26 protein-coding genes are annotated in these 26,725 nt (G+C 63.0%); 13 read left to right on the top strand and 13 right to left on the bottom strand.

From position 1 onward, the window contains the following. Window positions 1-12 precede the first annotated feature (12 nt). From VJ897_RS00375 to VJ897_RS00365, 3 genes are all read right to left on the bottom strand, one after another. Window positions 13-1,344, bottom strand: a complete 1,332-nt coding sequence (locus VJ897_RS00375; protein WP_324052182.1) for a flagellin N-terminal helical domain-containing protein — start codon at window positions 1,342-1,344, stop codon at window positions 13-15. A 241-nt stretch (window positions 1,345-1,585) separates the two neighbouring features. Further along, window positions 1,586-1,927, bottom strand: coding sequence for a flagellar biosynthesis protein FlgN (locus tag VJ897_RS00370; RefSeq protein WP_324052181.1), 342 nt, complete (start codon window positions 1,925-1,927; stop codon window positions 1,586-1,588). Next, a complete protein-coding gene (locus tag VJ897_RS00365) occupies window positions 1,920-2,195 on the bottom strand; it encodes a rod-binding protein (protein WP_324052180.1) in 276 nt (91 codons plus the stop codon). The genes VJ897_RS00370 and VJ897_RS00365 overlap by 8 nt, the downstream gene beginning before the upstream one ends. 1,116 nt (window positions 2,196-3,311) lie before the next feature. On the opposite strand from VJ897_RS00365, the gene VJ897_RS00360 reads away from it, so the two are divergent. Beyond that, complete coding sequence (locus tag VJ897_RS00360) at window positions 3,312-3,725, top strand: flagellar hook-length control protein FliK (RefSeq protein ID WP_324052178.1); 414 nt, start codon at window positions 3,312-3,314, stop codon at window positions 3,723-3,725. 9 nt (window positions 3,726-3,734) lie between these two features. Beyond that, on the top strand, window positions 3,735-4,400 hold the full coding sequence (locus VJ897_RS00355; protein WP_324052176.1) for a flagellar hook capping FlgD N-terminal domain-containing protein: 666 nt from the start codon (window positions 3,735-3,737) through the stop codon (window positions 4,398-4,400). Here the strand turns inward: VJ897_RS00355 and ubiB are convergent. After that, window positions 4,395-5,924, bottom strand: a complete 1,530-nt coding sequence (gene ubiB / locus VJ897_RS00350) for a 2-polyprenylphenol 6-hydroxylase (protein ID WP_324052174.1) — start codon at window positions 5,922-5,924, stop codon at window positions 4,395-4,397. The genes VJ897_RS00355 and ubiB overlap by 6 nt on opposite strands. Then, window positions 5,925-6,674 (bottom strand): bifunctional demethylmenaquinone methyltransferase/2-methoxy-6-polyprenyl-1,4-benzoquinol methylase UbiE, encoded by a 750-nt coding sequence (ubiE, locus tag VJ897_RS00345; RefSeq protein ID WP_324052172.1) that lies wholly within the window; start codon window positions 6,672-6,674, stop codon window positions 5,925-5,927. 172 nt (window positions 6,675-6,846) lie between these two features. On the opposite strand from ubiE, the gene mutM reads away from it, so the two are divergent. The 9 genes from mutM (at window position 6,847) to gyrB (ending at window position 16,875) form a co-directional block, all read left to right on the top strand. Further along, a complete protein-coding gene (mutM, locus tag VJ897_RS00340) occupies window positions 6,847-7,692 on the top strand; it encodes a bifunctional DNA-formamidopyrimidine glycosylase/DNA-(apurinic or apyrimidinic site) lyase (protein ID WP_324052170.1) in 846 nt (281 codons plus the stop codon). A gap of 61 nt (window positions 7,693-7,753) precedes the next feature. Next, window positions 7,754-8,530, top strand: coding sequence for an enoyl-CoA hydratase (locus VJ897_RS00335; RefSeq protein WP_324052168.1), 777 nt, complete (start codon window positions 7,754-7,756; stop codon window positions 8,528-8,530). 178 nt (window positions 8,531-8,708) lie between these two features. Then, the gene (gene rpsT, locus VJ897_RS00330; protein ID WP_324052166.1) at window positions 8,709-8,972 is read left to right on the top strand and encodes a 30S ribosomal protein S20; all 264 of its coding nucleotides are present in this window, start codon (window positions 8,709-8,711) and stop codon (window positions 8,970-8,972) included. Between the two features lie 537 nt (window positions 8,973-9,509). After that, window positions 9,510-10,862 (top strand): chromosomal replication initiator protein DnaA, encoded by a 1,353-nt coding sequence (dnaA, locus tag VJ897_RS00325; RefSeq protein ID WP_324052164.1) that lies wholly within the window; start codon window positions 9,510-9,512, stop codon window positions 10,860-10,862. 176 nt (window positions 10,863-11,038) lie between these two features. After that, window positions 11,039-12,157 carry a DNA polymerase III subunit beta gene (gene dnaN / locus VJ897_RS00320; protein WP_324052162.1) on the top strand — a complete coding sequence of 373 codons (1,119 nt, stop codon included), beginning with the start codon at window positions 11,039-11,041 and terminating at the stop codon, window positions 12,155-12,157. 64 nt (window positions 12,158-12,221) lie between these two features. Beyond that, entirely contained in the window at window positions 12,222-13,340 is a 1,119-nt protein-coding gene (gene recF, locus VJ897_RS00315; RefSeq protein ID WP_324052160.1) for a DNA replication/repair protein RecF, read from the top strand. Then, window positions 13,337-13,759, top strand: a complete 423-nt coding sequence (locus VJ897_RS00310) for a VOC family protein (RefSeq protein WP_414706637.1) — start codon at window positions 13,337-13,339, stop codon at window positions 13,757-13,759. Before recF ends, VJ897_RS00310 begins: the two co-directional genes overlap by 4 nt. Beyond that, window positions 13,756-14,376, top strand: coding sequence for a LysE family translocator (locus tag VJ897_RS00305; RefSeq protein ID WP_324052159.1), 621 nt, complete (start codon window positions 13,756-13,758; stop codon window positions 14,374-14,376). Before VJ897_RS00310 ends, VJ897_RS00305 begins: the two co-directional genes overlap by 4 nt. Window positions 14,377-14,457: 81 nt before the next feature. Continuing rightward, window positions 14,458-16,875, top strand: coding sequence for a DNA topoisomerase (ATP-hydrolyzing) subunit B (gene gyrB / locus VJ897_RS00300; RefSeq protein WP_324052158.1), 2,418 nt, complete (start codon window positions 14,458-14,460; stop codon window positions 16,873-16,875). 70 nt (window positions 16,876-16,945) lie between these two features. Here gyrB and VJ897_RS00295 read toward each other — a convergent pair whose 3' ends face one another. The 4 genes from VJ897_RS00295 to VJ897_RS00280 are packed head-to-tail and all read right to left on the bottom strand — an operon-like array spanning window position 16,946 to window position 20,293. Continuing rightward, window positions 16,946-18,190 carry an aminotransferase class V-fold PLP-dependent enzyme gene (locus tag VJ897_RS00295; protein WP_324052157.1) on the bottom strand — a complete coding sequence of 415 codons (1,245 nt, stop codon included), beginning with the start codon at window positions 18,188-18,190 and terminating at the stop codon, window positions 16,946-16,948. A 40-nt stretch (window positions 18,191-18,230) separates the two neighbouring features. Next, window positions 18,231-18,794 carry a hemerythrin domain-containing protein gene (locus VJ897_RS00290; RefSeq protein ID WP_324052156.1) on the bottom strand — a complete coding sequence of 188 codons (564 nt, stop codon included), beginning with the start codon at window positions 18,792-18,794 and terminating at the stop codon, window positions 18,231-18,233. Window positions 18,795-18,804: 10 nt separating this feature from the next. Further along, a complete protein-coding gene (gene trhO, locus VJ897_RS00285) occupies window positions 18,805-19,728 on the bottom strand; it encodes an oxygen-dependent tRNA uridine(34) hydroxylase TrhO (RefSeq protein ID WP_324052155.1) in 924 nt (307 codons plus the stop codon). A gap of 37 nt (window positions 19,729-19,765) precedes the next feature. Further along, window positions 19,766-20,293 (bottom strand): flavodoxin domain-containing protein, encoded by a 528-nt coding sequence (locus VJ897_RS00280; RefSeq protein ID WP_324052154.1) that lies wholly within the window; start codon window positions 20,291-20,293, stop codon window positions 19,766-19,768. Window positions 20,294-20,449: 156 nt separating this feature from the next. Here VJ897_RS00280 and pncA point away from each other — a divergent pair, with 156 nt between their 5' ends. Then, the gene (gene pncA / locus VJ897_RS00275) at window positions 20,450-21,043 is read left to right on the top strand and encodes a bifunctional nicotinamidase/pyrazinamidase (protein ID WP_324052152.1); all 594 of its coding nucleotides are present in this window, start codon (window positions 20,450-20,452) and stop codon (window positions 21,041-21,043) included. Here the strand turns inward: pncA and VJ897_RS00270 are convergent. After that, window positions 21,040-21,711, bottom strand: coding sequence for an ATP-grasp fold amidoligase family protein (locus VJ897_RS00270; protein ID WP_414706636.1), 672 nt, complete (start codon window positions 21,709-21,711; stop codon window positions 21,040-21,042). The genes pncA and VJ897_RS00270 overlap by 4 nt on opposite strands. 296 nt (window positions 21,712-22,007) lie before the next feature. Here VJ897_RS00270 and pncB point away from each other — a divergent pair, with 296 nt between their 5' ends. Continuing rightward, window positions 22,008-23,300, top strand: coding sequence for a nicotinate phosphoribosyltransferase (gene pncB / locus VJ897_RS00265; protein ID WP_324052150.1), 1,293 nt, complete (start codon window positions 22,008-22,010; stop codon window positions 23,298-23,300). 1,052 nt (window positions 23,301-24,352) lie between these two features. Here the strand turns inward: pncB and VJ897_RS00260 are convergent. The 3 genes from VJ897_RS00260 to VJ897_RS00250 form a co-directional block, all read right to left on the bottom strand. Beyond that, entirely contained in the window at window positions 24,353-25,276 is a 924-nt protein-coding gene (locus tag VJ897_RS00260) for an L-lactate dehydrogenase (RefSeq protein ID WP_324052148.1), read from the bottom strand. Between the two features lie 22 nt (window positions 25,277-25,298). Continuing rightward, window positions 25,299-25,721, bottom strand: coding sequence for an alternative ribosome rescue aminoacyl-tRNA hydrolase ArfB (gene arfB, locus VJ897_RS00255; protein ID WP_324052147.1), 423 nt, complete (start codon window positions 25,719-25,721; stop codon window positions 25,299-25,301). 322 nt (window positions 25,722-26,043) lie between these two features. Next, a complete protein-coding gene (locus VJ897_RS00250; protein WP_324052146.1) occupies window positions 26,044-26,688 on the bottom strand; it encodes a queuosine precursor transporter in 645 nt (214 codons plus the stop codon). Window positions 26,689-26,725 lie beyond the last annotated feature (37 nt).

Below are 26,725 nucleotides of genomic sequence, written 5' to 3'. Positions count from 1 at the left end.
CCCTCAATGGCGTCAGCGGAACAGCGACAGGATCGACTGAGGTGCCTGGTTGGCGATGGACAGCGACTGTGTGCCGAGCTGCTGCTGCACCTGCAATGCCTGCAGACGGGCCGAGGTCTCTTCCATGTTGGCGTCCACCAGTGACCCGATGCCGGAATTGAGCGAATCCGTCAGCTTGCTCACGAATTCCGATTGGGTCGATATCCGGCCTTCGGCCGAACCGAATGACGCCGCCGCATCCACGGATTTCTGGATGAGGCCTTCGATCGCGTTCAGCGCGCCGGTGGCGCCGGCATCGCTGGTGACGTCCAGGTTCTGCAAGGCCCCCAGCCCGCCGCTGGCTGCGGAGGAGCCCGGAGTGCCGCCGGTCTGTGCGCGCAGACCGATTTCCAGGTTCCCGTTCGATGTTCCACTGTCGCCGTTGGTGATGGTGATCTGGTTATCGCTCACCGTCGCGGACAGGTTGAGGGACGATCCGGTCGCCGCCTCGAAGAACGAGCTGATCTGGTTCGTAAGGTTCTGCGCCACGTCGGCGGTGCCGTCTGTCGCGCTGGCCACGTATTCGAACGTCCGCGCGCCCGTTGCCGTGCCGCCGCCGGCCACGTTGACCGGGACATTGCCGAGGTCGATCTGGAAGCTGTCGCCCTCCGAGACCTGGCCGATAGTGATGACCTCGTTGGCGTTGTTGGCCACAGAGGCATTCGACGTTCCGCCGTCGATCGGCGCACTGTTGTCATGGATCGTGGTCGAGTTGGCGCTGTCGATCAGCGCCTCGGCGGCCGCTGCGTCAGCCAGGCCGGTGGTGCCGAAGTCTTGCGCCGTGGTGGGCGTGGTCACCGACAGGTTCTGGCGGCCGACCTCGATCTCGTTGCGGGATACATTGCCCGAGGAATCCCGATCAAGCGACGAAAGGACATTCACCGGATCGGTGCTGCTGCCGTTGAGGAGGTTCAGGCCGTTGAACTGCGCAGCATCAACGACCGACCCGATCTGCTTGGTCAGCTGGTCGATATCGGTCTGGATCTTGGAGCGGTCGACGTTCTCTTCCTGGGCGGCGACGATCTTGCCCTTTACCTGGGTCAGGAGGTCGGTGACGGTTTCGGCACCCTGGCGGGCGACGGCGACTGTCGATTCCCCGAGTGAAAGGCTTTCGGAGATGGCCTTGAAACCTTTCACGTCGGACTCCATCACCTTGGAGACCGACCAGATGGCGGCATTGTCCTTGGCGCTGGCCACCGATTTGCCGGTCGAGATCTCGGACTGGGTCTTGGCGAGGTCGCTGTTGATGCCCTTGAGTGTCTGAAGGGCCACCATTGCACTGTTGTTCGTCAGAATACTGGACATGTGTCTGGTCCTGTTATTGGAGGCGCGTTTTGCGCCGGGGTTTTCAGGGACCGGTCCCGGGTGGGGCCGGACGTGGCGCCATTCTGACGATTGCGGATGCCTGTGGTGGCAGCGCGCCATCCGATCGGATGCAAGGTAACCTTGTGCGGGCGGGGCCTAACGGTGGTTTAACGCGATCCGGGCATTTCCGGGGCAAATCATCACAGTTTTAGATTAATCCCGGCGGCCCTGGCGACCGGTCTCAAAAGCGCCGTTCGGTGTCCGGCCGGGCCGGCCCTATGCGGCTTTCCTGGCCGCTACGGTCGTAGGTCGTCATGCCCTGACGCAGTCGTAGCTGCTCGTTCAGGCGCGCCTGAACGTCGCGCACCCCTTCGCGCGCCGAGGTCAGAAGGCCGAGGTTGCGCTCCAGCAGGGCACGAATCTCTTCGAGTTGCGCCCGCGGCAGCGCCGCATCCTTGGACAGGTCATTGGCAAGGGTCTCTTTCAAGGGGGCAATATCGGTGAGCGCGGCAAGGTCACCGTGCCGCAGGGCCAGGCGCTCGGTTTCGAGAACCGCGTTCAGCCGCGTGAGTACGTCAGACATCATGGCGCTCCCTCATGGCTTCGAATAGGCTCTGAGCCAGCCCGATTCCGCCGACCTGAGCCATTTCGCGGGCCTGTTCCCGGCGCAGGAACGAGGCGAACTGTTCTTCGCCGATCCCACCGCCGAATCCCTCCGGCATCTCACCGACGCCGGCGGACTTCAGCATCTGCGCCAGAAAAGAGGTTTCGAGTTGCTCCGCTGCGGATTTCAGGCGTTCGGTCTCTTGCGGCGGGTGGGGCAGGCCGGGTGGCAGTGCTGAAATCATCATCCTGGCGGTCCTCGGATTGTTCGAAGTCGTCGGACTATTGCTCCGGGGCGGTAAAGATTGGGTAAGTATCCAGAGGGTATTCCGGTAGGGCAACAGCAGTCGGAGATCCTGATGATTCCCACGCAAGTCCCGTTGACGTCGCAAGGCGCGCCGGTTCCGGGCCCGGCCATCACGAAGACGCGGGCCGCGCAGGACGGCCCCGCCCGGGAGGGAAGCATCCTGCACGGCTTTGCCGAGGTGCTGTTTCGGCAGCCGTCGGGGCGCGATGGCAAGGAAGCTATCGCTCCACCGTCTGTCCCCGACCAGCTCCATGCGACCGGCGTTGCCGACACGGAGGGCCCGGTCGGGGAAGCCGTATTGACCGAGGAGATCCGGGCTGAAGTTAGCGCAACGCTCAAACCTATGGATGACCGTGCTGCCTTGGCGTCCGGAAACGCGACGAGCGTGCCTGTCAACCGGTCCGTTGAACAGGATCTCAACTCGGCTGCGCCCGCCGAGAAGGGTGCCACGGCCCCGGGCGGCGCCGGGGCGGTCTTTCGCACTGGTCCGGAGGGGTCGAAGCGGTCCGCGGTGGGGGTTGGCGCGATGCCCGGCCCCATCAACATGTCCCCAGGGGCAGGCGACACACCGGCCGTCCACCCAGCAGAGCCTGCTTCGGCTAAACCTGCTCGCCCGTCTGGCGCGGACCAAGCGCCCGTGACGGCGCACCAACCAATCCACCCCCGGACCGGCTCATTGATACGGGGCACGACAAAGGAGATGCCTGCGCAAAGTGCGCCCGCAGGCGCTGAACCGGCCGTGCCCGCCGAACAGCCCGCTTGGGCGGCGCAAGCGCCACCGGCGCGGTACGAGCCGCGCGGCGCGGCGTCTCGCGATCTGCCCCCGCCAACCGCAACGCTTCCGGGGCCGGTCGGAAGTGCTGCGCAGGCCAAGGCCCAGACCGCGGCGTCTGCCGCCACGCCGTCTGCGCCACCGTCTCTGCCGGTCCAGACCATTCCTTTTCCGACTGAAGACATGGTCCGCCCGCCTGTCGCGGACTGGGCCCTGCCCGGTAGCGATCTTGCCGCGGGATCGAATGGCGAGCGCCCCGCCGCGGGAACCCCTGCCGGATCCGGCATGCCGTCTTTCGTCCGCGCCACGCCGGCCCAGATCGCGCAGCAGATCGCGGTCAGCGTCTCTGCCTCCGAGGGAGGCCAGACCGATCTGCGGCTCAACCCCGAGGAACTGGGCCGGGTGCGCCTTTCGCTTTCGGGGGGCGAGGGGATTCTGACGGTCTCGATCACCGCGGAACGGCCCGAGACCGCGGACCTTCTACGCCGGCATATTGACAGCCTGGCCCGTGAATTCGCGGCAATGGGCTACGAGGATGTCGGGTTCCACTTCGAGGGCGAGACCTCGCGTGACCGCGACCAGGACCGCGGCGGCCCACAAGGACATGCGGCACCGGGCCAGGCCATGCCCGACGCGCACGAACCGCCCGCACAGGGCCCGGCGCTTCTCCTCGGGGGCGGCCTAGACCTCAAGCTATAGGACATGAATATGGAAATCGCGCAGACACAACCCGGGGTCGCCTTTGCCAGCGGCCAGAGCACCGAAATTTCCGAGGCGGTGATCAGCTCGGACTTTGAGACCTTTCTAAAGATGCTGACAGTGCAGATGGAAAACCAGGACCCTTTGAACCCCACCGATTCCGAGAAATTCGCGACACAACTGGCCACTTTTTCGGGGGTTGAGCAGCAGGTCCTGACAAACGATCTTCTGGAATCCCTGATCAGCCAGATGGGCGCTACAGGTATGGTGCAGATGGCGGCCTGGGTCGGTCGCGAGGCGCGCGCCGCGGTGCCCGGCCGGTTCGATGGCGACCCGGTTACAGTCGCACCAAACCCGGCCACGGCCGCCGACCGTGCCGAACTGGTCGTGACCGACGCGCATGGCACCGAGGTGCAGCGCCTAGAAATCCCACTGTCTGCCGACATCTACGAATGGCAGGGGCTGGCGGCCGATGGCACCGCGCTGCCGCACGGACAGTACGGGTTCAAAGTCGTCAGCTATTCCGGCGACGACGTCCTCGTTGACGAGCCGGCGGAGATCTATGCTCGTGTGACCGAAGTCCGTGCCGAGAATGGCGAGACGATCCTGATGCTTGAGGGTGGGGCCAGTGTGCTGGCCACGCAGGTCAAGGCCCTGCGCGAGGCGATCCTATAGCAGCATGAACAGGGCCACGGCCCCTGCGCCGATGGCGCCGCCAGCCGCAGCCCAGCCCAGCGCATGCCAGCGTGCGGGCGGTGGGGGTTTTGCCTCTTCCCGCGACAGGCGGATCAGGGCCTCTTCGGCAAGGGCGGGCAGCCGCGGGCCGAAGCGTGCCAGCACCCGCGCGGTCTTCGCCAGGTCCCCGGCCACCGCACGCGGGCCGATGCTTTCGGCGATATAGCGCTCCACGACAGGCTTGGCCGCGTCCCAGATGTTCATTCGGTCATCCAGCGTGCGCGCCACGCCCTCGACCACCACCATGGTCCGCTGGAGCAGGATGAGTTCAGTCCTGGTTTCCATGCCGAAACGTTCGGTCACCTCGAAGAGATAGGCCAGCAGCTTGCCCATGGAAATCCGGCTGGCGTCCATGCCGAAGATCGGCTCGCCCACGGCCCGCAGGGCACGTGCGAATTCATCCACGTCGCGATCGGCGGGCACGTAGCCGGCCTCGAAATGAACCTCTGCCACCCGCTGGTAGTCGCGCTTGATGAAACCGTACAGGATCTCGGCATAGACTCGGCGGGTGTATTCGTCGATATGGCCCATGATCCCGAAGTCGTAGGCGATGATATCGCCATTGGGCGCGACCTTGAGGTTGCCGTGGTGCATGTCGGCGTGGAAGTAGCCGTCACGAAGGGCATGGCTCAGGAAAAGCTGGATCACGCGTTGGCTCAGCCCAGTCATGTCGTGACCGGCTTCCCGCAGTGCCTCGACGTCGCCCGCGTTGATCCCGTCGGCCCATGTCATTGTCATGACCCGGCGGGAGGAATGATTCCACATCACCTGCGGCAGGCGGAACCCTTCGTCATTCTTGGTATTGTCGGCGAATTCCGAGGCCGAGGCGCTTTCCAGCCGCAGGTCCAGCTCGCCCAGGACTGTCTGCTCGAAATGCGTTATCACTTCAACCGGGCGCAACCGGCGCGATCCGGGCAGGAACTTGGCCACGAGGCCCGCGGCGAAATAGAATGTGTCGATGTCCCGGCGAAAGGCCCTCTCGATACCGGGGCGCAGCACCTTCACGGCCACGTCGCGGTCGCCATCGACCAGCCGCGCCCTGTGGACCTGCGCGATCGAGGCCGCGGCGACCGGCTCCGAGAATTCGGAAAAGACGTCTTCGGAGGGACAGCTCAGTTCTTGCGCGACAGTGGCCTTGGCCATCTCAATAGGGAAAGGCGGCAACTTGTCCTGCAGCAACCGCAGCTGGAGCGCCAGGTCGTCGCCCACGACGTCGGGCCGCGTCGACAGAATCTGACCGAACTTGATGTAGGCGGGCCCCATGGCGGTCAGCGCCCGCGCAACCGGTGGCAGGCTCTCGTCGCCGCGATAGCCCAGCCACCTGAAGGGCCAGGCGAAGGTCCGTAGTGCGATCCGCGCGGTCCGCGGTGCGTCGACGGCCTCCATGATGTCCGCCATTGCCTCGTTGCGCTCCAGCGTTGCGCCGGTCCGGACCAGGCGAAAGATGTTGTGTGGTCCGCGCATTCAGAGCTTCCAGCCTGAATGCAGGCAGGCGATGCCCAGGGACAGGTTGCGGTATTTCGCGGTCTCGAACCCGGCCTGTCGGACCATGGACAGAAAGGCCTCCTGGTCGGGGAAGCGACGGATCGATTCCACGAGGTATTGATAGCTGTCCCGGTCGCCGGTGATGACCCGGCCCATCACAGGGATCGCGTTGAACGAATAGAAATCGTAAAGCCGCTGCATCATGTCGTTGGGTAACTGGCTGAATTCCAGCACCATGAGCCGCCCACCCGGGCGCAGTACGCGGTAGGCCTCGGCCAGGGCCTCTTGCGGGCGGGTCACGTTCCGAATGCCGAAGCTGATGGTGTAGACGTCGAAACTGTTGTTTGCGAAGGGCAGGGCCATTGCGTCGCCAACGATCCAGTCCAGGTTGTCGGCCATGTCCGCTGCCTCGGCCCGTTTGCGGCCTTCATCCAGCATGGGCGCGGTCAGGTCCAACACCGTTGCATGCCCCGACCCGGCCCTGCTCAGGAAACGGAAGGCGATATCGCCGGTTCCGCCCGCAACATCGAGCAAACGCTGACCGGGGCGTGGGGCCAGCCAGTCCATCATCGCGTCTTTCCAAAGGCGGTGGATGCCCAGCGACATCGCGTCGTTCATGACGTCATACTTGCTGGCAACGCTCGAAAACACGCCGCGCACGCGCCCGGCCTTGTCGTGTTCGGGGATGGTTTCGAAGCCGAAATGTGTGGTGCGGTCGGTCTCGGTCATATGCTGTGCCTGGGCCTTGGTCCGTCTATCTGCACCTACAGCTAAGTCCGGTGGGACACAAACCCACTTTCTGACGCAGGATTTCTGGCAATGCGCGGCCCGGCCCGGTTTGCGCTTGCCGGGCGCTGCGGGGTGCTTACCTTTGCGCCATCCGATCCAGTGGTAAGAAGCAATGCCAGAACTGCCCGAAGTCGAAACCGTACGCCGCGGACTGGTCTCCGCAATGGAGGGGGCGGTGATCGCACGCACTGCGGTGAACCGCCCTGACCTGCGCTGGCCTTTCCCCACGGCCATGGCGGCACGTCTGACCGGGGCGCGGGTGACGGCGCTGCGGCGCCGGTCGAAATACATCCTCGCCGATCTGGACCGGGGCGAGACCTTGCTGATCCATCTCGGCATGTCGGGTCGGATGACTGTGTCCGGCGACCCGCTGGGGGTCTTCCATCATGACCACGCCGCACCCATGAAACACGACCACGTTGTGCTGGACATGGACAACGGTGCCCGGATCGCTTTCAACGATGCGCGCCGTTTCGGGGCGATGGACCTGTTCGCGACGGGAGGAAAGCACTGGCTGCTGGACGAGCTGGGGCCCGAACCGCTGGGCAACGCCTTCAACGAACCTTATCTGATCGCGGCTCTGCACGGGCGCAATACGCCGATCAAGGCGGCGCTGCTGGACCAGCGCATCGTGGCGGGGCTGGGCAATATCTATGTCTGCGAGGTCTTGCACCGGGCGGGAATCAATCCGCGCCGGAAAGCGGGGCGCATCAGTCCCGCACGTGTCGCGACCTTGGTGCCGATCATTCGCGAGGTATTGTCCGAGGCGATCACGGCGGGCGGGTCGACACTGCGTGATCATCGTCAGTCCAATGGCGAGCTGGGGTATTTCCAGCATGTTTTCAATGCCTACGACCGAGAGGGCGCCCCCTGCGCGACGAGGGGTTGCCCCGGCCATATCCGCCGTATCGTGCAATCGGGCCGCTCGACATTCTACTGCCCGCGCTGCCAAAGATAGGTTGATCCCTGTCCCGCCTCTGGTAACCCTTCCAATCCATGCAATGCGCGGGAGGGCGGAGATGGCCTATGAAACGATCAACGTCGAGATCAAGGATCACGTCGCGCTGATCACCTTGAACCGGCCCGAGGCGCTGAACGCGCTCAACAGCAAGCTGCTTGGTGAGCTGACGTCCGCCCTGGAAGAGGCGGACGCCAGTGACAAGGTGCGTTGCATGGTCGTCACCGGATCGGAAAAGGCATTTGCCGCCGGTGCGGACGTGACCGAGATGGCCGACAAGGGCTTCGTCGAGATGTACAAGCGCAACTTTTTCGGCACCGAAAGCGACCGGTTCCTGCGGGTGCGCAAGCCGATCATCGCGGCCGTGTCGGGCTACGCGCTGGGCGGGGGCTGCGAACTGGCCATGATGTGCGATTTCATCATCGCCTCGGACACCGCGAAGTTTGGCCAGCCCGAGATCAACCTCGGAGTCATCGCCGGACTTGGTGGCACCCAGCGGCTGACCCGCTTTGCGGGCAAGTCGAAATCCATGGATATGCACCTGACCGGCCGTTTCATGGACGCCGAGGAGGCCGAGAGCTGCGGCCTGGTTTCACGTGTCGTGCCCGCCAAAAGGCTCAAGGACGAGGCTCTGTCGGCTGCCGGCAAGATCGCCGAGAAATCCCTGTTGGCCACCATGTCGGTGAAGGACGGCGTCAATCGGGCCTACGAGACGACCCTGGCCGAGGGGCTGACCTACGAACGGCGGCTGTTCTTCTCGCTCTTCGCGACCGAGGATCAGTCCGAGGGTATGGCCGCCTTCATCGAGAAGCGCGAGCCGCAGTTCCGCGATCGTTGACAAGAGGCGGACAACCGGTCGCCGAAAAGCTGTTTGCAAGCGCGGCGAAAGGCTGTATACGCGCCGCCAGACATGCGCGTGCGGCCCGCTCTGGCCAGAATCGCCCGGTATCGAACCCGGGGTCGGGACGTCCCGTGCATACGCATTTTGAAACGACCTGACGAAAGAGATCACGCACATGGCGAACAATCCCCAGTCCAAGAAGCGCGCCCGCCAGAACGAGCGCCGCTATGCCGTCAACAAGGCCCGCCGCTCGCGCATTCGCACCTACCTGCGCCGGGTCGAAGAGGCCATCGCCTCGGGTGACAAGGACGCTGCTCGCACTGCTCTTCAAAAGGCCCAGCCGGAACTGATGCGCGGCGTCACCAAGGGCATCCTCCACAAGAACACTGCTGCGCGGAAGGTGTCGCGGCTCAGCGCACGGGTCAAGGCGCTTGGCTAGGCAGAAACGGGGCATTCTTGTCCATCGGTAACAAGCAAGGGGCGCCCGGTGAGGCGCCCCTTGTCGTTTTAGCGCCACAGGGGAACGGGACTTTCCTTTGGGATTCAATCCCCGTCCGGATTCGTTCTCTCCCGGCACCTCGTCAAGCCCAACCTTGCAGTTGATAAGCGCGGCCCGCGATAGCTATGGTCTAGCAGCGATTCACATCGTTCCTGGGGGAAGATGGGGGATCAGCCCGGGTGCAATCCTGCGTTTTGACAGGTCGGTTGCACCGGGCAGATCCATAGGGACGCCGGCGAAGGCGATGACCGGTCCGACCGGCCCTCCCGTTTCCACGTTCCGCCGGCAGCAGCGCCGTTTCGGGATTTTCCCGTGGTGTCGCCGTCCGGCTCTGAGGTTGGGCAGAATAGGGGCCGCCGGGTTCAAAGCCGGCGGATAGGGTCCTTTTTTGCGCTAGGCAGGACCGTTGTGATTGCGGGGCGGACGGTTAACCGGCCGCGCGGGACAGGTCAGAAAAACGAAGGCGGTCGGGACAGAATGACACAGCAGGATTGGGGCGCGGTTAAGGAAGACATCCGAAGCGCAGTCGGGGCGAGCAACTACAAGAACTGGATTGAACCGCTGGTTTTGTCGTCGCTCAGTGAAGGGGTTGCGCATATCAACGTGCCCAACGCATTCATGGGCGATTATGTCGGCAAGACCTTTGGCGACCAGATCATCTATCACCTGAATCGCAAGGGTGCCGGTGTACAGCGCTTGGCCTTCGCCGTCGCCGAACATGCCGCGCCCGGCCCGGGCCCGGGGGGGGCTGCCACGCAGCCCGCGAATGCCGCCCTTACCCCGGGGGCGAAGGGCGAAGCTCGGCCCGACCAGCGCTTTACCTTCGATACCTTCGTGGTGGGCAAGCCGAACGAGCTGGCCCATGCTGCGGCCAAGCGCGTGGCCGAGGGCAGCCCGGTCACCTTCAACCCGCTGTTCCTCTATGGTGGCGTTGGGCTTGGCAAGACGCACCTGATGCACGCCACCGCGCACGAACTGTCCGTCCGCCAGCCCGATCTGAACGTTCTCTATATCTCTGCCGACCAGTTCATCTATCGTTTCATCTCTGCCTTGCGGGATCGCAAGATGATGGACTTCAAGCAGATGTTCCGATCAGTCGACGTGCTGATGGTCGATGACATCCAGTTTCTCGCCGGGAAGGAAAGCACGCAAGAGGAGTTCTTTCACACCTTCAACGCGCTCGTCGACCAGAACAAGCAGTTGATCATCTCGGCCGATCGCGCGCCGGGCGAGCTCAAGGACGTCTCCGAACGTATACGCTCGCGCCTGCAGTGCGGCCTGGTGGTTGACCTGCACCCCACCGATTATGAACTTCGCCTGGGCATCCTGCACGCCAAGCAGGAAATGTACCGCTCGATCTATCCGGGGGTCGAGGTCGCCACCGGGGTTCTGGAATTCCTGGCTCACCGCATATCGTCCAACGTGCGCATCCTCGAAGGGGCGCTTACCCGGCTCTTCGCCTTCGCCTCGCTCGTCGGGCGCGAGGTCACGATGGAGCTGGCTCAGGACTGCCTGTCGGATATCCTGCGCGCCTCGGACCGCAAGGTCACGATCGAGGAAATCCAGCGCAAGGTGTCCGAACACTATGCTATCCGGCTTTCCGACATGCTGGGGCCCCGGCGCCCTCGCAATCTTGCCCGGCCACGGCAAATCGCCATGTGGTTGTGCAAGAACATGACGAGCCGCTCGCTGCCCGAGATCGGTCGCAAGTTCGGGAAGCGCGACCACACGACGATCATGCACGGCATCCGCAAGATCGAGGAACTGCGGCAGACCGACAGCCAGATCGCCGATGACCTGGAGATGCTGCAAAGGGCGCTTCAGGAATAGGCATTTCCGCCACGCGCGGGCACAAGCGGGCCACGCGTGTTTCCGGGCGGTTGACGCTTGTGCCCGGCTTGCGGACAGTCCATCAAAAGACTTGTATGACAGGGCGAAACCGATAGGTTCGCTTTCCCGGCGCCCCGACCTGTTCGGCCGGTGCCGCAAAGGACGGAGCGAGGGCTATGAAATTCAGCATTGAACGCGGCGTGTTGCTCAAGGCGGTGGCACAGGCTCAATCCGTTGTGGAACGACGCAACACCATTCCAATCCTTGCCAATGTCCTGATCGAGGCCGAGGAAAGCGATGTCCATTTCCGCGCCACCGACCTGGATGTCGAAGTGGTCGACAAGGCCCCGGCCCAGGTGGAGCGCGCGGGCGCGACCACTGTCTCGGCGGTCACGCTCAACGAGATCGTGCGCAAGCTGCCCGACGGGGCGCTTGTCACCTTGACCGAAGACAGCGCGGCGGGTCGCCTCTCGATCGAGGCGGGCCGGTCGAGTTTTTCTCTCGCCACCTTGCCCAAGGAAGATTTCCCGGTCATGGCGTCATCGGACTACACGACCAATTTCGCGGCCCCAGCGCCGGTGCTGCGGCGGCTTTTCGACAAGTCGAAATTCGCCATCTCCACCGAGGAGACGCGCTATTACCTCAACGGTGTTTACATGCATGTCTCCGAAGGCGAGGGCGGTCAGGTCCTGCGCTGCGTGGCGACCGACGGGCACCGTCTGGCCCGAATCGACGCCGACCTGCCCAAGGGGGCCGAGGGTATGCCCGGTGTGATCGTCCCGCGCAAGACGGTCGGCGAGTTGCGCAAGCTCCTTGACGACGACGACATGCAGATCGCCGTGTCGGTCAGTGAAACAAAGGTGCGTTTCGCAACTCCCGATATCACCCTGACCTCCAAGGTCATCGACGGCACCTTCCCCGACTACACGCGTGTGATCCCGCAGGGCAATACCCGCAAGATGGAGGTGGACGCCGGCGAATTCGCCAAGGCGGTGGACCGGGTCGCCACTGTGAGTTCGGAACGCTCGCGCGCCGTGAAGCTAGCGCTGGACGAGGATCGGCTGATCCTGTCCGTGAATGCCCCAGACAGCGGGGCCGCCGAAGAGGAACTGGCCGTGGCCTATGGCGATGAACCGCTCGAAATCGGCTTCAACGCGAAATACCTTTTGGAGATCGCAAGCCAAGTGGACCGCGAAAACGCCGTCTTCCTGTTCAACTCCTCGGGCGATCCAACGCTGATGCGCGAAGGCAGTGACACGACCGCCGTCTACGTCGTGATGCCGATGCGGGTGTGACGGGCGCCGGAATCCCCCAGATAGTTCCGGCCTTTTGGGCGCATCGGAAGACTGGTTTTGACCGATGACGGGGCTCCTGATCCAATCTCTCGGCCTGTCGCATTTCCGCTCGCACAAGCGCGCGCGATTGGCGCTCGACGGGCGCCCTCTGGCGATTCACGGTCCCAATGGTGCCGGCAAGACCAACATCCTCGAGGCGGTGTCGATGCTCTCGCCGGGCCGGGGCATGCGCCGGGCGAGTGTTGAAGACCTCTCACGGCGCCCCGAGGCGCTGGGCTGGAAGATCACCGCGGCGCTGACCTCACTTGGCCGGGCGCACGAGGTCGAGACCCTGTCCGAGAACGCGGCCCCGCGCCAGGTGCGCATCGACGGCAAAGCTGCGCCGCAGATAGCGCTGGGCCGCATTGCCCGCATTCTTTGGCTGATCCCGTCGATGGACAGGCTCTGGATCGAGGGGGCCGAGGGGCGACGGCGCTTCCTGGACCGGGCCACGCTCAGCTTCGAACCCGGTCACGCCGAGGCCGTTCTGGCCTATGAAAAGGCCATGCGCGACCGGAACCGCCTGCTCAAGGATCAGGTCAATGATGCCCATTGGTATCGTGCGCTCGAGGCGCAGATGGCCGAGGCCGGGGCGAAGATCCATCGCAATCGAGCCCAGTCGCTTGGACGCTTGGCCCAGGCTCAGGATCAGGCCGAGACGGCCTTTCCCATCGCCAAACTGACCCTGACCCATCCAGACCCGACTGTGGAAGCCCCCGACGATCCCGATGCCTTGCAAGCCGCCTTGGCGGCGGGACGGACGCGCGACATGGCCGCCGGGCGCACCCTGGCCGGGCCCCATCGCGCCGATCTGGAAGCGGAATTCGCCGCCAAAGGGGTGGCAGCGCGTGATTGTTCCACGGGCGAACAGAAGGCCCTTCTCGTGTCGTTGGTCCTGGCCAATGGCCGCGCCCTGGCCGAGGATTTCGGCGCGTCCCCCATCCTGTTGCTGGACGAGGTCGCGGCACATCTTGACACTCACCGTCGGGCCGCGCTCTATGATGAGATATGTGCACTTGGGACCCAGGCCTTTCTCACCGGCACGGGACCCGAGCTTTTCAGTGATCTTGGCGCGCGCGCTCAGTGGATGTCCGTGTATGAACACGACCAGACAAGCCACATCGAACTTCAGGACCCTGCATGACCCTGCCCTACAACCGCGTGACTTTCATCACGCTTGCCGTGTCCGATCTCGCCCGTGCCCGCTCCTATTACGAGGCGCTGGGCTGGTACCTTGAAAGTGCGAACGAGATGGTTGCCTTTTACGACATGGACGGGACAAAGTTCGGGTTGTTCACGTTGGCGGGCCTGGCACGCGAAACCGGACGCGACCCCGGGAAATTGCGAACTGGGGCCATGACGCTGGCCCAGAACCACCCGGACCGGGCGGCGGTGGACGCGGCCTATGATCACGCGCTGGCCTGTGGGGCGAGTCCCGTGCGCGCGCCCTTCGAGACCGCCTGGGGCGGTTATTCCAGCTACGTCGCTGACCCAGACGGGCACCTGTGGGAATTCGCCTGGAACCCCTTCGATCCGCTCGATGCGGAGGGTCGCATCGCGTGACCATATCGGCACCCGAGGCGGCGTTCTATGCCGGGGCGCTTCTGATCCTGTTCCTGACCCCCGGCCCGGTCTGGGTGGGCCTGCTCGCGCGGGCCATGTCAGGCGGGTTCGCCGCCGCCTGGCCACTGTCCCTGGGCGTCGTCGTGGGCGATGTGCTGTGGTCGCTGCTGGCGGTGCTGGGCATGGCCTGGGTCGTGGACCAGTTTTCAATGGCCATGGTTGTCATGAAGGGGGTCGCCTCCATCACCTTTCTGGTCATGGGTCTGCTGGTGCTGCGGTCGGCGGGCGTCTGGGTCGGCGGCAATGGCCGCCTGACGCGGCCCGGCTTCGCCGCCGGGTTCCTGGCCGGTCTGGCGGTGATCCTCGCCAATCCCAAGGCCATCCTGTTCTACATGGGCATGCTGCCGGGATTTTTCGACCTGAGCGTTCTGACGCCCGCCGATGTGGCGGCCATCGCGGCCATGTCGGCGGTGGTGCCGCTGGTCGGAAACCTCATCATTGCTGGCTTTGTGAGCCAGGTGCGGGCGCTGCTGACATCGGGCCGGTCGGTGCGCCGGATGAACATCGCCTCGGGCTGTCTTCTGATCGGCGTGGGGCTTGCCATCCCGGTGTTCTGACCTCCCGAAAGGGGCCGCATCGACGTGACAATCCCCAGCCGATCCCGTATAAGATTGCAGGAATGATACAAAGGGTCCGAAATGGCCGAAGAGCAGCAGCTGCCGTATGAATATGGCGCAGAATCCATAAAGGTTCTCAAAGGGTTGGAGGCGGTCCGCAAACGTCCCGGCATGTATATTGGGGATACCGACGACGGCTCGGGCCTGCACCACATGGTCTACGAGGTTGTGGACAACGGCATCGACGAGGCGCTGGCCGGTCATGCCGACTATGTCCACGTGAAGATCCATGCGGATTCCAGCGTATCGGTGCGCGACAATGGCCGCGGCGTGCCAGTTGAACTGCACGAGGAAGAGGGCGTTTCGGCCGCCGAGGTCATCATGACCCAGTTGCATGCGGGCGGGAAATTCGACAGCAATTCCTACAAGGTTTCGGGCGGTTTGCACGGCGTCGGTGTCTCGGTGGTGAACGCCCTGTCCGACTGGCTGGAACTGACGGTCTGGCGCAATTGCAAAGTGCACAGGGCCCGCTTCGCCCACGGGGATACCACCGACCACCTGGAGGTCATCGGTGAGGCGGCGGGCGAGACCGGCACGGAGGTGCGGTTCCTCGCCTCGACGGAGACCTTCTCGAACCTCGACTACAGCTTCGAGACGTTGGAAAAGCGCCTTCGCGAACTGGCCTTCCTCAATTCCGGCGTGCGCATCATCCTCGAGGACGCGCGCCCTGCCGAGCCGCTGAAGTCCGAGCTGTTCTACGAGGGTGGCGTCAAGGAATTCGTCAAGTACCTCGACCGGTCGAAATCCGCCATGATGCCCGAACCGATCTACGTGCGCGGCGAACGCGACGACATCGGCATCGAGGTTGCGATGTGGTGGAACGACAGCTACCACGAAACCGTGCTGCCCTTCACCAATAACATCCCGCAGCGCGATGGCGGCAGCCACATGGCCGGTTTCCGCGGTGCGTTGACGCGGACAATTTCCAAGTATGCCCAGGACAGCGGCATCGCAAAGAAAGAAAAGGTCAATTTCACCGGTGACGACGCCCGCGAGGGGCTGACCTGTGTCCTGTCCGTCAAGGTGCCGGACCCGAAATTCAGCAGCCAGACCAAGGACAAGCTGGTCAGTTCAGAGGTGCGTCCGGCGGTGGAGAACCTGGTGGGCGAGAAACTGTCCGAATGGTTCGAGGAAAACCCGAACGAAGCCAAGATGATCGTCGGCAAGATCATCGAGGCGGCACTGGCGCGGGAAGCCGCGCGCAAGGCGCGTGACCTCACGCGTCGCAAGACGGCGATGGATGTGAATTTCCTGGCTGGAAAGCTCAAGGATTGTTCGGAAAAGGATCCGTCGAAGACGGAATTGTTCTTGGTCGAGGGCGACAGCGCCGGCGGGTCGGCCCAGACCGGGCGGGACCGTCGTGCGCAGGCCATCCTGCCCCTGCGCGGCAAGATCCTGAATGTGGAACGTGCCCGCTTTGACCGGATGCTGGGCAGTCAGGAGATCGGCAACCTGGTCATGGCGTTGGGCACCGGCATCGGACGCGATGAATTCGACATCAGCAAGCTGCGCTATCACAAGATAATCATCATGACAGACGCGGACGTGGACGGCGCCCATATCCGAACGCTTCTGCTGACCTTCTTCTTCCGGCAGATGCCCGAGATCATCGAGGGCGGTTATCTCTACATCGCGCAGCCGCCGCTGTTCAAGGTCAGTCGCGGCAAGTCCGAGGTCTACCTCAAGGACCAGCCCGCGTTGGACGATTACCTGATCGAACAGGGCACCGAAGGCGCCATGCTGCGGCTTGGCACCGGCGAGGAGATCACCGGCCAGGACCTCAAGCGGGTTGTGGAAGAGGCGCGCCAGCTGCGCCGTGTGCTCGAGGCGTTTCCCACGCATTACCCGCGCAACATCCTGGAACAGGCGGCCATCGCCGGCGCCTTCGTGCCTGGCGCGGTGGACGCGGATCTGCAGGCGGTGGCTGACAAGGTCGCCGCGCGGCTGGACAAGATCGCACTGGAATACGAACGCGGCTGGCGGGGCCGCATTACCCAGGATCATGGCATCCGACTGGCTCGAATCCTGCGCGGCGTCGAAGAGGTACGCACCCTGGACGGCCCGATGCTGCGTTCGGGAGAGGCCCGCAAGACCGGCAGCTTTACCAAGGCCCTGCAAGAAGTTTATGACCGTCCGGCCGAACTGCACCGCAAGGACCGGCACCAGGCGATATATGGTCCACTGGACCTGCTGCGGGCGATCTTGGAGGAGGGCGAGCGCGGCCTGACCCTGCAACGCTACAAGGGACTGGGCGAAATGAACGACGACCAGCTGTGGGAAACCACGCTGGACCCGGATGCCCGGACGCTGTTGCAGGTCAAGGTGGACGACATGATCGAGGCGGACGACCTGTTCACCAAGTTGATGGGCGACATGGTCGAACCGCGCCGGGAATTCATTCAGCAGAATGCGCTGAGCGTCGAAAACCTGGATTTCTGATCGGCGCGCCATTGGGCGGGCCATGATTCGATTGTCAAAAATAGGGGGCAGCCAAGCGGCTGCCCCCTTGTCATTCGAGGATACCGGCCATCACTGACAGGAACCGCGCCACCTCGGCCTCGGAATTGTAGTGGCACATGCTGACCCGCACGGCGGCGTCCTGACCCAGCGGGTCAAGGATGTTGCCGCTGTAATGGTCGGCCTTGCGGGTATGAGTGCGGATGCCTTCCGCGTTCAGCCGCTCGACGATATCCGGCGCGAGCAGGGCATCAGCCCAGAAACAGACAAGCCCCTCGCGGGCGGGATTGTCGATACCGCCGATCACCTGCACGCCGGGCAATTCGGCCAGCCCCTTCAGGTTGCCGGTGCCGTGCAGCATCGCGTCGGTCAGGCATTTTTCATGGGCCCGGATCGCTCGTCCTGCGTCCTCGATCCTGCCGCGTCGGGTCTCGGCGCCGCCCACCTGCCCGCCCAGCCAGTCGAAATAGTCCACCACGTCCGAAAAGGTCGCATAGGCGCCGGTATCCCGGGTGCCCAGTTCCCAGTTGCGCTGGGGGCCACCGTGCAGTTGCTCCGGCCCGAGGCCGGTGAGCCGGTCGCCCACCCAGGCCACTCCGTAGCCGTGGCGAGAGAACACCTTGTAGGGCGAGATCACGTAGCCATCGACGTCCGCCGCCGCCACGTCGATCCCACCGTGGCAGGCGTGCTGGATACCGTCCACGATGATGAGGGCGTCGGGGGCCACGTTGCGGATGGCGCGGGCGATGCTGGGCAGGTCCATTCCCATGCCCGTGACCGGCGAGGTGTGCAGGATCGTCGCGACGGTTACGTCCGGTGTCATCGCGGCGGCATAGGCGTCGGGCGTGACCAGGCCCAGCGTGTCGTCATGGGGCACCAGCCGGTGTTCCAGGTTCATCACATCCGCCCAATGGGCGGCAGCGGATCGGGACGCCGGGTGTTCCACGGTCGACCCTAGCACCACGCCGCGCGCCTGCCGGGTCACGGCCGTTCGCACCAACCGGAACAGAAGCTCTGTGCCGCTTTCGCCCACGATCACCTGTCCGTCGGGCGCGTTGAAGAACTCTGCCCCCGCCGCCTTGGCGCGCGCTATGATATCCATCAGCGCTCGCGCGGCCCCGTTGGCGCGGCCCTGGTTGTCGGGGATCGCGGCGAAGCGGGCCGAAGTCTCGACCACGCTGTTGAGCGTCAGCGCTCCACCGGCGTTTTCGAAAAAGATCCGGGGGCCCTCGAAGGGGCAGGTGTCGATATGGGCGAAACGGCTGCGGATCTCCGCCAGTTGGGCATCTGTAATCATCGGGTTCTCCTTGAGGGCCAGATGACCGCAATCCCCTCGATTATCCAAGACCCTCGGTGCCGTATTTCAAGATTACGGGCACAATCAAGTCCTCCTCGTCGTCCAGGTGACGCCGCAACAGACGATCCATGTCCTGCGCGGCTTCAAGGAAACAGGAGGCTGCGGTGCGGGGGTCGGGTCCGTTTGCGCCCTGAATGGCGTTATTGGCCGAGCTCACGAAGCGGTTCAGGTGCCCGTCGAGCGCGTGGTGGTCAACGTCCAACAGGTCGAAACCCTTTTCAATCCGCGTGTCGCGCCTGGCCAGAACCGGGAAATAGTGATGATCCTCGATCTGATGATGGCCATGCAACTGGTTCACGAACATCCCGCCGTATTGTCCCACGGCCCGGGCAAAGCGGTGCGGGTCTGATTTTCTGTCCAGCAGGGTTTCGCATTCCTGCTGTAACAACCCGCCAAGCTTTCGGAACATCATGTGCCGATCCAGCCAGAAAGCGATCAGCCCGTTGAACTGTGGGTCCGCTTCCCAAGCCTCTCTCGGGTGCTCGCGCAGCAACACCTTGAGGGCCTCGGGAAGGCCGTCGCGGGTTTCGAGTGACAAATCCATGTTGGGAAAATTAGCCCGCGTCGCCGCTACGGTCAGTTCCCAGATGCTGCACACCCCTTGCGCGGGCAAGCGCGATCTGCTTCTGGCGCTCGCGGAAGCGAGCCTTGTCGTCGGCGCCGGTTTCCTCGATGCAGTGATGGCAGGACACGCCCGATTCATACTGCGGGCGAACGCGATCCTCTGGCAGAAGCGGTCGGCGGCAGGCATGGCACAGCACATGCCGCCCCTCCTTCAGCCCATGATCGACGCTCACCCGTCCGTCGAACACGAAGCATGAGCCGTGCCAGAGGCTTTCCTCCTCGGGCACCTCTTCGAGGTATTTCAGGATGCCACCCTTGAGGTGATAGACTTCTTCAACCCCCTGGCCGATCAGGAAATTGGTGGACTTCTCGCACCGGATGCCGCCGGTGCAGAACATCGCGATCCGCTTGTTGTGGAACCTGTCCTTGTTCTTGTTCCACCAGGCCGGGAAGTCGCGGAATGAGGCGGTTTCCGGGTCAATTGCCCCGTCGAACGTGCCGATAGTCACCTCGTAGTCGTTACGGGTGTCGATCACGGCAACATCGGGTGCAGAAACCAGGTCGTTCCAGTCGGCGGGGTCCACGTAGCGGCCGACGGCCGCGCGGGGATCCACGTCGGGCTGGCCCATGGTGACGATCTCTCGCTTGATCCGCACCTTCATCCGGGCGAAGGGCTGTTCGGCGGCAGTGCTTTCCTTGCACGTCAGACTGGCACAGCCGGGCAGGGTGCGGATATGGGCCAGCACTCGATCAATCCCCTCGCGGCTGCCCGCGATGGTTCCGTTGATCCCCTCGCGGGCGAGTAGCAGAGTGCCCGTGGTGCCGGTTGCCCGGCACAGTGCGCGCAGCGGCGCCTGCAGGGCTGCCGGGTCATCAAATGGGGTGAAGCGGTAGAGTGCGGCGACTGTATACATCCCGGTCACATACGACCGGGTCGGGGCGCCCGCAAGCTCAGCCGACGATCCAGTCATCCACCAGCGCGTCCAGGGCAGGCCAGTCGGTATATTCCCTGTCGGTGTCCAGATCGGCGCCAGGGTCCTTGGTGGCGATGATCCGGCGCATGATGAAGCGCTTGAAAAGGTCGTATTCCGACGGTCGGTAAGCGCCGGCGACCTGTTCGGCACGGTCGGGGGTCCAGCCCGTGACCTCCGCGAAATCTTCAACGATCCGGTCCAGGCCGCGCCAGTCCTCGGACTCGTGTCCGGCGGCGGCAAGCGAGACCGACAGGAACAGCACCGGTTGCCGGCGCAGCCAAAGGGCATTGTCCTGAGCGAAACTGGTCAACTCCTTGCGATACTGCCCGGCATGGATCGAGGCAACCAGCACCGCCCGATCAAAACGGTCAAGAGCCAGCCCTTCGCCATCGGTCAGAGACAGAAGCTCGACCATATGTCCCGCATCGGCCAGGCGATCTGCCACATGGCGCGCGATCTTGCGCGATTGCCCTTCGGTGGTTGCGTAGCCGACAAGCAGTTTCATCCCAGTGCCTCCTTTTTGCTTTACACCAGATTGGGCCTGTCGCCGGGGACTTGCCTTGACACGCATCAATGCCTGCGGCGACGTCGGCGGGCCGGTTCCGGGTTTTCAATGCCGCGCCTCAGCATTAATCTCGGTCTCATCAGGAAAGGAGGTCCCATGACCCATGCCCTTGTCGTGATCGACGTGCAAAATGATTTCTGCCCTGGCGGCGCGCTGGCCGTGCACGAAGGCGATGAGATCGTGTGCGGGATCAACGCGCTGATGGCTGATTTCGATGCCGTGATCCTGACGCAGGACTGGCACCCGGCGGGGCATTCCTCTTTTGCTTCCAGCCATGGCGCCGCGCCAATGAGCATGATGGACATGCCATATGGCCCGCAGGTTCTGTGGCCTGATCACTGCATCCAGGGCACGCAGGGCGCGGCCTTCCACCCGGACCTGGACACCGACCGCGCCGACCTGATCATCCGCAAGGGGTTCAATCCGGCGCTGGACAGCTACTCGGCCTTCTTCGAGAATGACCACCAGACTCCCACGGGGCTGGAGGGCTACCTGCGCACCCGTGGCATCGACACCCTCACCATGGTCGGGCTGGCCACGGATTTCTGCGTCAACTGGTCCGCCAAGGACGCAGCCGGACTGGGTTTTTCCGTGACCTTGCGCCAGAACCTCTGCCGCGCGATCGACCTCGATGGATCTTTGAATGCGGCTGTCGAAGGGATGACCGCAGCGGGTGTCCGCCTGCGCTAATCCTCTTTTCCGAAAACAGTCCCCGAGATCTCGTGCTCACAGGCAAGGTAAGGGCGCTTTCGGCTCCGGTAGCGATAGCGGCCGGCGCCTTCGGAATGGGTAAGCTCGTTGACGACAAACCGATCCCCATCGGTCATCATGTCGACCCGGACGAAATGGAACGGCACGCCGAGCCGTTCCGACGCGTCCCACATCGCCTCGAGGCAGGATGGCGGGTCAAGGCGTTCGGGGGCGGGCAGCCGGGCATCGTAAGGCGTCACTGCCAGGCTCCTGTCGAATTTCAGGTATTGTCTTCCTTCGGCCGTATCCTTGATCTCAAAGCCAAGCCGCGCCTTGCCGCGCAAAACGTAGAACTTGAATTCACGGAACGGCGCGCCATCGAAGACAAGTGGTTCCACGATGATCTTGGGGGCCAGGTATCGGTACTGATGCTCGCGCTTGCGATAGTAGAAATTGCGCTGAAGCCATGATTTCAACGCTGCCCGGTCGACCGCCTCGGCCCGCGCGACCTTGCTCGACATGTGGGTCGGCTTGACGAAAGTCCCCGGTGTAAAGACATGGGCGTCGATCTCGGCCGCATTGCGCAGGATTGCAAGCGTGGGGATTGTGTGACCGGGGCCGAGTACGGCGTCGATATGGGCCTTCACGTATTCCTTGTCCGTGGTCATTTGCACCAAGGGATCGCGATTTCGGCCGCTCGTCATCTGGTCGTAGATCAGATCGTTGATCAGGGGACGGTTCCGGTCCGGGAGGCGTCCATGTCGCGTCACGAATCGCAGCCAATGGGCGGCCCGATCGGTCAGAGGCACCCGGGATCGAACCCGGGTAAGGATGTGTCGCATATGGCCTCCAATATCCAACCGCTCGACTGGTGCCCACGCGACCGACGTGAAAGCCCGCTTGCTTGCCACGGCCGCGCAAAAAACGCAAGACTGCGCCCGCAGACGCGACAGAAAGGACGACCATGGTCGACATCGCCACCCGCGTATGGAACCACAAGTGGAAGATCGACCCGATCGTCCGGTCCCTGATCGATACAGATTTCTACAAGCTGCTGATGTGCCAGTCGGTGTTTCGCAACAAGCCCGACACGCGGGTCACATTTTCGCTGATCAACCGCAGCACGGACATCCGCCTGGCCGAACTCATCGACGAGGGTGAGCTACGCGAACAGCTCGACCATATCCGCTCGCTGTCGCTGACCCGGGGCGAAAGCACCTGGATGCGCGGCAACACCTTTTACGGCAAGCGCCAGATGTTCACGCCCGAATTCATGGACTGGTTCGAGGCCCTGCGCCTGCCGCCCTACACCCTCGAAAAGCGCGATGGACAGTACGAACTGACCTTCGAAGGCGCCTGGCCCGAGGTCATGCTCTGGGAAATCCCCGCGCTGGCGGTGCTGATGGAACTGCGCGGCCGGGCCGTTCTGGGCGAGATGAAACGCTTCGAACTTCAGGTGCTCTATGCCCGTGCCATGACCAAGCTCTGGCACAAGATCGAGACGCTGCAACCGCTCGAGGGCCTGAAGGTCGCCGATTTCGGCACCCGCCGCCGCCATTCCTTCCTGTGGCAGGATTGGGCGGTGCAGGCCATGCAAGAGGGGCTGGGCGACGGGTTCACCGGCACCTCCAACTGCCTGATCGCCAAGAACCGCGACCTCGAGGCGATCGGCACAAATGCCCATGAACTGCCCATGGTCTATTCCGCGCTGGCCGAGGATGACGCCGCGCTGGCCCGCGCCCCCTATGACGTGCTGTCGGACTGGCACGAAGAGCATTCCGGCAACCTGCGCATCATCCTGCCCGACACCTATGGCACCAAGGGCTTTCTTGATAACGCGCCCGACTGGTTGGCGGGCTGGACGGGCATCCGCATCGATTCAGGTGACCCGGCCGCGGGGGCCGAGATCGCCATCGACTGGTGGAAATCGCGCGGCGAGGATCCGACGGACAAGCTGATCATCTTCTCGGACGGGCTGGACGCCGAAAAGATCGTGAAGCTGCACAAGCAATTCGCGGGCCGGGTGAAGGTGTCATTCGGTTGGGGCACCATGCTGACCAACGATTTCAAGGGCCTCGCCCCCGACAACGGCCTCGCCCCGTTCAGCCTGGTCTGCAAGGCGGTCGAGGCCAACGGGCGGCCCACGGTAAAACTCTCGGACAACCCCAATAAGGCCATGGGCCCGGTTGACGAGATCGAACGGTATAAGCGCGTGTTTGGGGTAGGGGAGCAGGAGCGGTTGGAGGTTGTGGTTTAGCTTCTTGCCGCCAAAGATTTGGCAGATATAGTAAGCTTATGGCGAAGAGAAGATACACAATATTCTGTGATGAATCCTCAAAAAAGGAAAATATTTTTCCAATTTTTATGGTGGGGCTTTAGTTCTTACTCAGGATCGAGAAGGAATTGAAGATGCGCTGCGTTCAAAGAAAGAAGAGCTAAACTTACATCAGGAACTTAAGTGGACACGAGTAACGGAAAACTATCTTGATAAATACATTGAGTTTATAAACTTCTATTTTGATTTTGTTGAGACAGGTAGGGTCAAAGTCCGTGTTATGTTTACTCAAAACATGTATCGGCCAACTAAGCTTACAGCTGAACAGTTGGATCTTGGTTATTTTTTGCTTTACTATCAGATGATTAAGCATGCATTTGGAATTCAATATTGCAACCCAAATGCTCTTGACAGGGTATATTTTGAGCTCCTTTTGGACGAAGTTCCACATTCAAGAGAGAAGTTCTCTGTTTTTAGAGATAAGCTAGCCAGTATTTCGGCTACGAAAAACTTCGAAGGTCGGAATGTTAGCATTCCTGTTGAAGCCATTGCGCAAATTGACTCGAAGACTCATTCAATTTTGCAGGGTTTAGATATAATTCTAGGTGCAATGCACTTTCGCTTGAATGACCTTCATCTTGCTAAGCCAGAAGGGTCAAGGCGAAGAGGAAAGAGGACTATCGCAAAGGAGAGACTCTATAAGGCGATCAACAAAAGAGTCCGAGGCATTTATCCGAATTTTAATGTAGGAACCAGCACTGGAACTACGCTCGGAGCGGTCGATCGCTGGAATCACCCATACAGGCACTGGAGGCTTGTCCCGAGAGATCATCAGCGCGACGATACGGCTGTGAAAAGAAAGCCCCGCTAGTGCCTACATATATACTACTAGTGGCACTAGAAGCTTCGGCAAAAGCAGGGCTCAAAGCAACGATAGTATTTTCTGGCAGACAATTCAACATAATACTTGACTCTTGAGATGATAGTTATCCACAGGCCGACGTGGGTAGAATCGGCACGCAAGAAGAACACCCTCAAACCGCCTCCACCAACCCCTTCAACAGCTCTGCCGAGGCCCGTAGCCCTTCGGTTTCCGCCGCGTCCAGCTCGGGCCAGAGCGTGGCCGTCACGCCCGCCGCCCCCACCACGCGGGGCAGGGACAGGGCGACGTCCTGCACGCCCAGCACCTCGCCCGGCACCGATACGGACAGCACCGCCTGTTCATCCCCGCCGATCGCCCGGCAGATCCGGGCGAGTCCCGCGCCGATGCCGTACCAGGTGGCGCCCTTGCCCTCGATGATCGTGTAGGCCGCCCGGCGCACGCCCGCGTCGATATGGGCGCGCACGTCCTCGGTGATCGGCGCCCCCACCTGCGCGGCAAAGCTGCCCAGCGGCACCGACCCGGCCCGCGCGTTCGACCAGGCCAGCACCTCGGAATCGCCGTGTTCGCCCAGCACGTAAGCATGGACCGACCCCGGCGCGATCCCAAGGTGCCGCCCCAGCAGCCAGCGGAACCGCGCGGTATCCAGGATCGTGCCCGAGCCGATCACCCGCCCCGGCGCCAGCCCCGCGATCCGCGCGGTGATCTGGCCCATGATGTCCACCGGGTTCGAGGCCACCAGCAGGATCGCATCCGGCGCGACGGGCAGGACCTGCCCCACCACCGTGCGGAACACCTCGGCATTGCGGCCCAGAAGTTGCAGCCGGGTCTCGCCCGGTTTCTGACCCACCCCGCAGGCGAGGATGACCACCCCCGCGCCGTGCAGGTCGTCATAGCCACCCGCGCGCACCACGGCGGAACTGGCGAAGGGGACGGCATGGGCGATGTCCTCGGCCTCGGCCCGGGCGCGTTTTTCATCGAGGTCGATCAGCACGATCTCGCTCGCGATGCCCTGCAGGACCAGTGCGAAGGCGGCTGAAGAGCCGACCATGCCCGCGCCAACGATTCCGATTTTCATGGCTCAACCTTTCGCTGTTTCCTCAATCGTCGCGTACGGCGCCGCGCAGTGCCTTGACCTCGCCCCGCTTCTTCTTTGCGTCGACACGCTTGCGTTTCTGGTTTTGCGACACGCGGGTCTGGATGCGGCGCTTGGGCCGTTCCAGCGCCTTGCGGATCAGTTCGGCCAGCCTTTCCCGCGCGATTTCACGGTTGCGGGCCTGGCTGCGCGTCTCATCGCACTTGATCAGCACCGCACCCTCGCCGGTCCAGCGCTGCCCGGCCAGGCGCCGCAGCCGGGTCTTGACCGGCACGGGCAGGTTGGGCGAGCGCGCCGCCTCGAACCGCAGTTCCACCGCCGTCGCCACCTTGTTGACGTTCTGCCCGCCGGGGCCGGAGGACCGGACAAAGTGCTCGGTCAGTTCCCAATCGGCGATCGCGATCTGGTCGGTGATGTGAAGCGACATTGGCAGATTCTACATGGTCGTTGGGACGGGATGAACCCTGCCATTTTCTTGATCAGCACGGGCGCTTGCAGGGTAGTCATGTAAAAGGGCCGTTCCGGCGACGGAACGGCCCTTCGAAAGCTCAGGAGGTGGGGTCGGTTAGACTGCTCTGCCAGCCGCCCACCTGAAGTTTTGCACACCCAAGGGCTGCCTCAGATGTCAAACCTCCAAGCTGTCCCGACACTTCTCTCCAATCTCTTTCTAGACACTGGATCACCTCCTTTCATTGTTTCGCCTGCGGTCAGGAAAACACAAGATAAGGGGATCGCCAAAGGAAAAATTACTACATTTGAGTGACAGGCCGAACGAGCCGCGCGACTATGATCCGGAAGGGCACAAGTGCCACCAAGGCGATGGCCAGCTTGACCCCCCAGTCGGCCACGGCAAGCGAGACCCAGAGCGGTGTTTCCGGACCGGTCAAAAGAAAGGGTGCCGCGCCCTGGGCCCAGGCGATCTGCGCATCGGCAACCGCCCCGAAGGACAGTGCCGTGCTGAAGGCGATGGTGAAGAAAAGGGCGGTGTCCACGGCGGAGCCGATGACAGTCGAGGTCAGCGGCGCCTTCCACCAAGCCCCGTCGCGGAGGCGGGAAAAAATGGCGATATCCAGCAGTTGCGCGGCAAGGAACGCTGTCCCCGATGCCACGGCTACCCGCAGCGGCACGGCGGCATAGGTAAAGCCATCGCCCTGCAACATGATCTGGCTTCCGATCAGCGAGCAGATCACGCCTGTGACGAACCCGGCAAAGACGACGCGACGCGCGGGCCCGGCGCCATAGACGCGGTTCATGATATCCGTGACGAGAAAGGCGAAGGGATAGGTAAAGGCACCCCAGGTCAGAAGGCCATCTAGCAGAAGGAATTGAACGAGGATATTTGAGGCCACGACAACGGTGGCCATGGCAAGGATGCCAGGAAGAAGACGAGTCATGATTTTGGTCCGTTTTGTCAAGGTCGCGGAGACTTGG

This window comes from Salibaculum sp., assembly GCF_035270045.1.
Classification (GTDB): Bacteria; Pseudomonadota; Alphaproteobacteria; order Rhodobacterales; family Rhodobacteraceae; genus Salibaculum.
This window is presented reverse-complemented; position numbering and strand designations above follow the sequence as displayed.

Bases quoted from the DNA above. Each gene is read 5' to 3' on its own strand.
- mutM (WP_324052170.1), top strand. From the start codon at position 6,847: ATGCCAGAACTGCCCGAAGTCGAAACCGTACGCCGCGGACTGGTCTCC.
- VJ897_RS00375 (WP_324052182.1), bottom strand. From the start codon at position 1,344: ATGTCCAGTATTCTGACGAACAACAGTGCAATGGTGGCCCTTCAGACA.
- dnaA (WP_324052164.1), top strand. From the start codon at position 9,510: ATGACACAGCAGGATTGGGGCGCGGTTAAGGAAGACATCCGAAGCGCA.
- arfB (WP_324052147.1), bottom strand. From the start codon at position 25,721: ATGTCGCTTCACATCACCGACCAGATCGCGATCGCCGATTGGGAACTG.
- VJ897_RS00360 (WP_324052178.1), top strand. From the start codon at position 3,312: ATGCCGTCTTTCGTCCGCGCCACGCCGGCCCAGATCGCGCAGCAGATC.
- VJ897_RS00295 (WP_324052157.1), bottom strand. From the start codon at position 18,190: ATGATTACAGATGCCCAACTGGCGGAGATCCGCAGCCGTTTCGCCCAT.
- gyrB (WP_324052158.1), top strand. From the start codon at position 14,458: ATGGCCGAAGAGCAGCAGCTGCCGTATGAATATGGCGCAGAATCCATA.
- VJ897_RS00365 (WP_324052180.1), bottom strand. From the start codon at position 2,195: ATGATGATTTCAGCACTGCCACCCGGCCTGCCCCACCCGCCGCAAGAG.
- VJ897_RS00250 (WP_324052146.1), bottom strand. From the start codon at position 26,688: ATGACTCGTCTTCTTCCTGGCATCCTTGCCATGGCCACCGTTGTCGTG.
- VJ897_RS00270 (WP_414706636.1), bottom strand. From the start codon at position 21,711: ATGACCACGGACAAGGAATACGTGAAGGCCCATATCGACGCCGTACTC.
- rpsT (WP_324052166.1), top strand. From the start codon at position 8,709: ATGGCGAACAATCCCCAGTCCAAGAAGCGCGCCCGCCAGAACGAGCGC.
- ubiE (WP_324052172.1), bottom strand. From the start codon at position 6,674: ATGACCGAGACCGACCGCACCACACATTTCGGCTTCGAAACCATCCCC.
- VJ897_RS00280 (WP_324052154.1), bottom strand. From the start codon at position 20,293: ATGAAACTGCTTGTCGGCTACGCAACCACCGAAGGGCAATCGCGCAAG.
- ubiB (WP_324052174.1), bottom strand. From the start codon at position 5,924: ATGCGCGGACCACACAACATCTTTCGCCTGGTCCGGACCGGCGCAACG.
- VJ897_RS00290 (WP_324052156.1), bottom strand. From the start codon at position 18,794: ATGGATTTGTCACTCGAAACCCGCGACGGCCTTCCCGAGGCCCTCAAG.
- VJ897_RS00335 (WP_324052168.1), top strand. From the start codon at position 7,754: ATGGCCTATGAAACGATCAACGTCGAGATCAAGGATCACGTCGCGCTG.
- recF (WP_324052160.1), top strand. From the start codon at position 12,222: ATGACGGGGCTCCTGATCCAATCTCTCGGCCTGTCGCATTTCCGCTCG.
- VJ897_RS00310 (WP_414706637.1), top strand. From the start codon at position 13,337: ATGACCCTGCCCTACAACCGCGTGACTTTCATCACGCTTGCCGTGTCC.
- VJ897_RS00355 (WP_324052176.1), top strand. From the start codon at position 3,735: ATGGAAATCGCGCAGACACAACCCGGGGTCGCCTTTGCCAGCGGCCAG.
- trhO (WP_324052155.1), bottom strand. From the start codon at position 19,728: ATGTATACAGTCGCCGCACTCTACCGCTTCACCCCATTTGATGACCCG.
- pncA (WP_324052152.1), top strand. From the start codon at position 20,450: ATGACCCATGCCCTTGTCGTGATCGACGTGCAAAATGATTTCTGCCCT.
- pncB (WP_324052150.1), top strand. From the start codon at position 22,008: ATGGTCGACATCGCCACCCGCGTATGGAACCACAAGTGGAAGATCGAC.
- VJ897_RS00260 (WP_324052148.1), bottom strand. From the start codon at position 25,276: ATGAAAATCGGAATCGTTGGCGCGGGCATGGTCGGCTCTTCAGCCGCC.
- VJ897_RS00370 (WP_324052181.1), bottom strand. From the start codon at position 1,927: ATGTCTGACGTACTCACGCGGCTGAACGCGGTTCTCGAAACCGAGCGC.
- dnaN (WP_324052162.1), top strand. From the start codon at position 11,039: ATGAAATTCAGCATTGAACGCGGCGTGTTGCTCAAGGCGGTGGCACAG.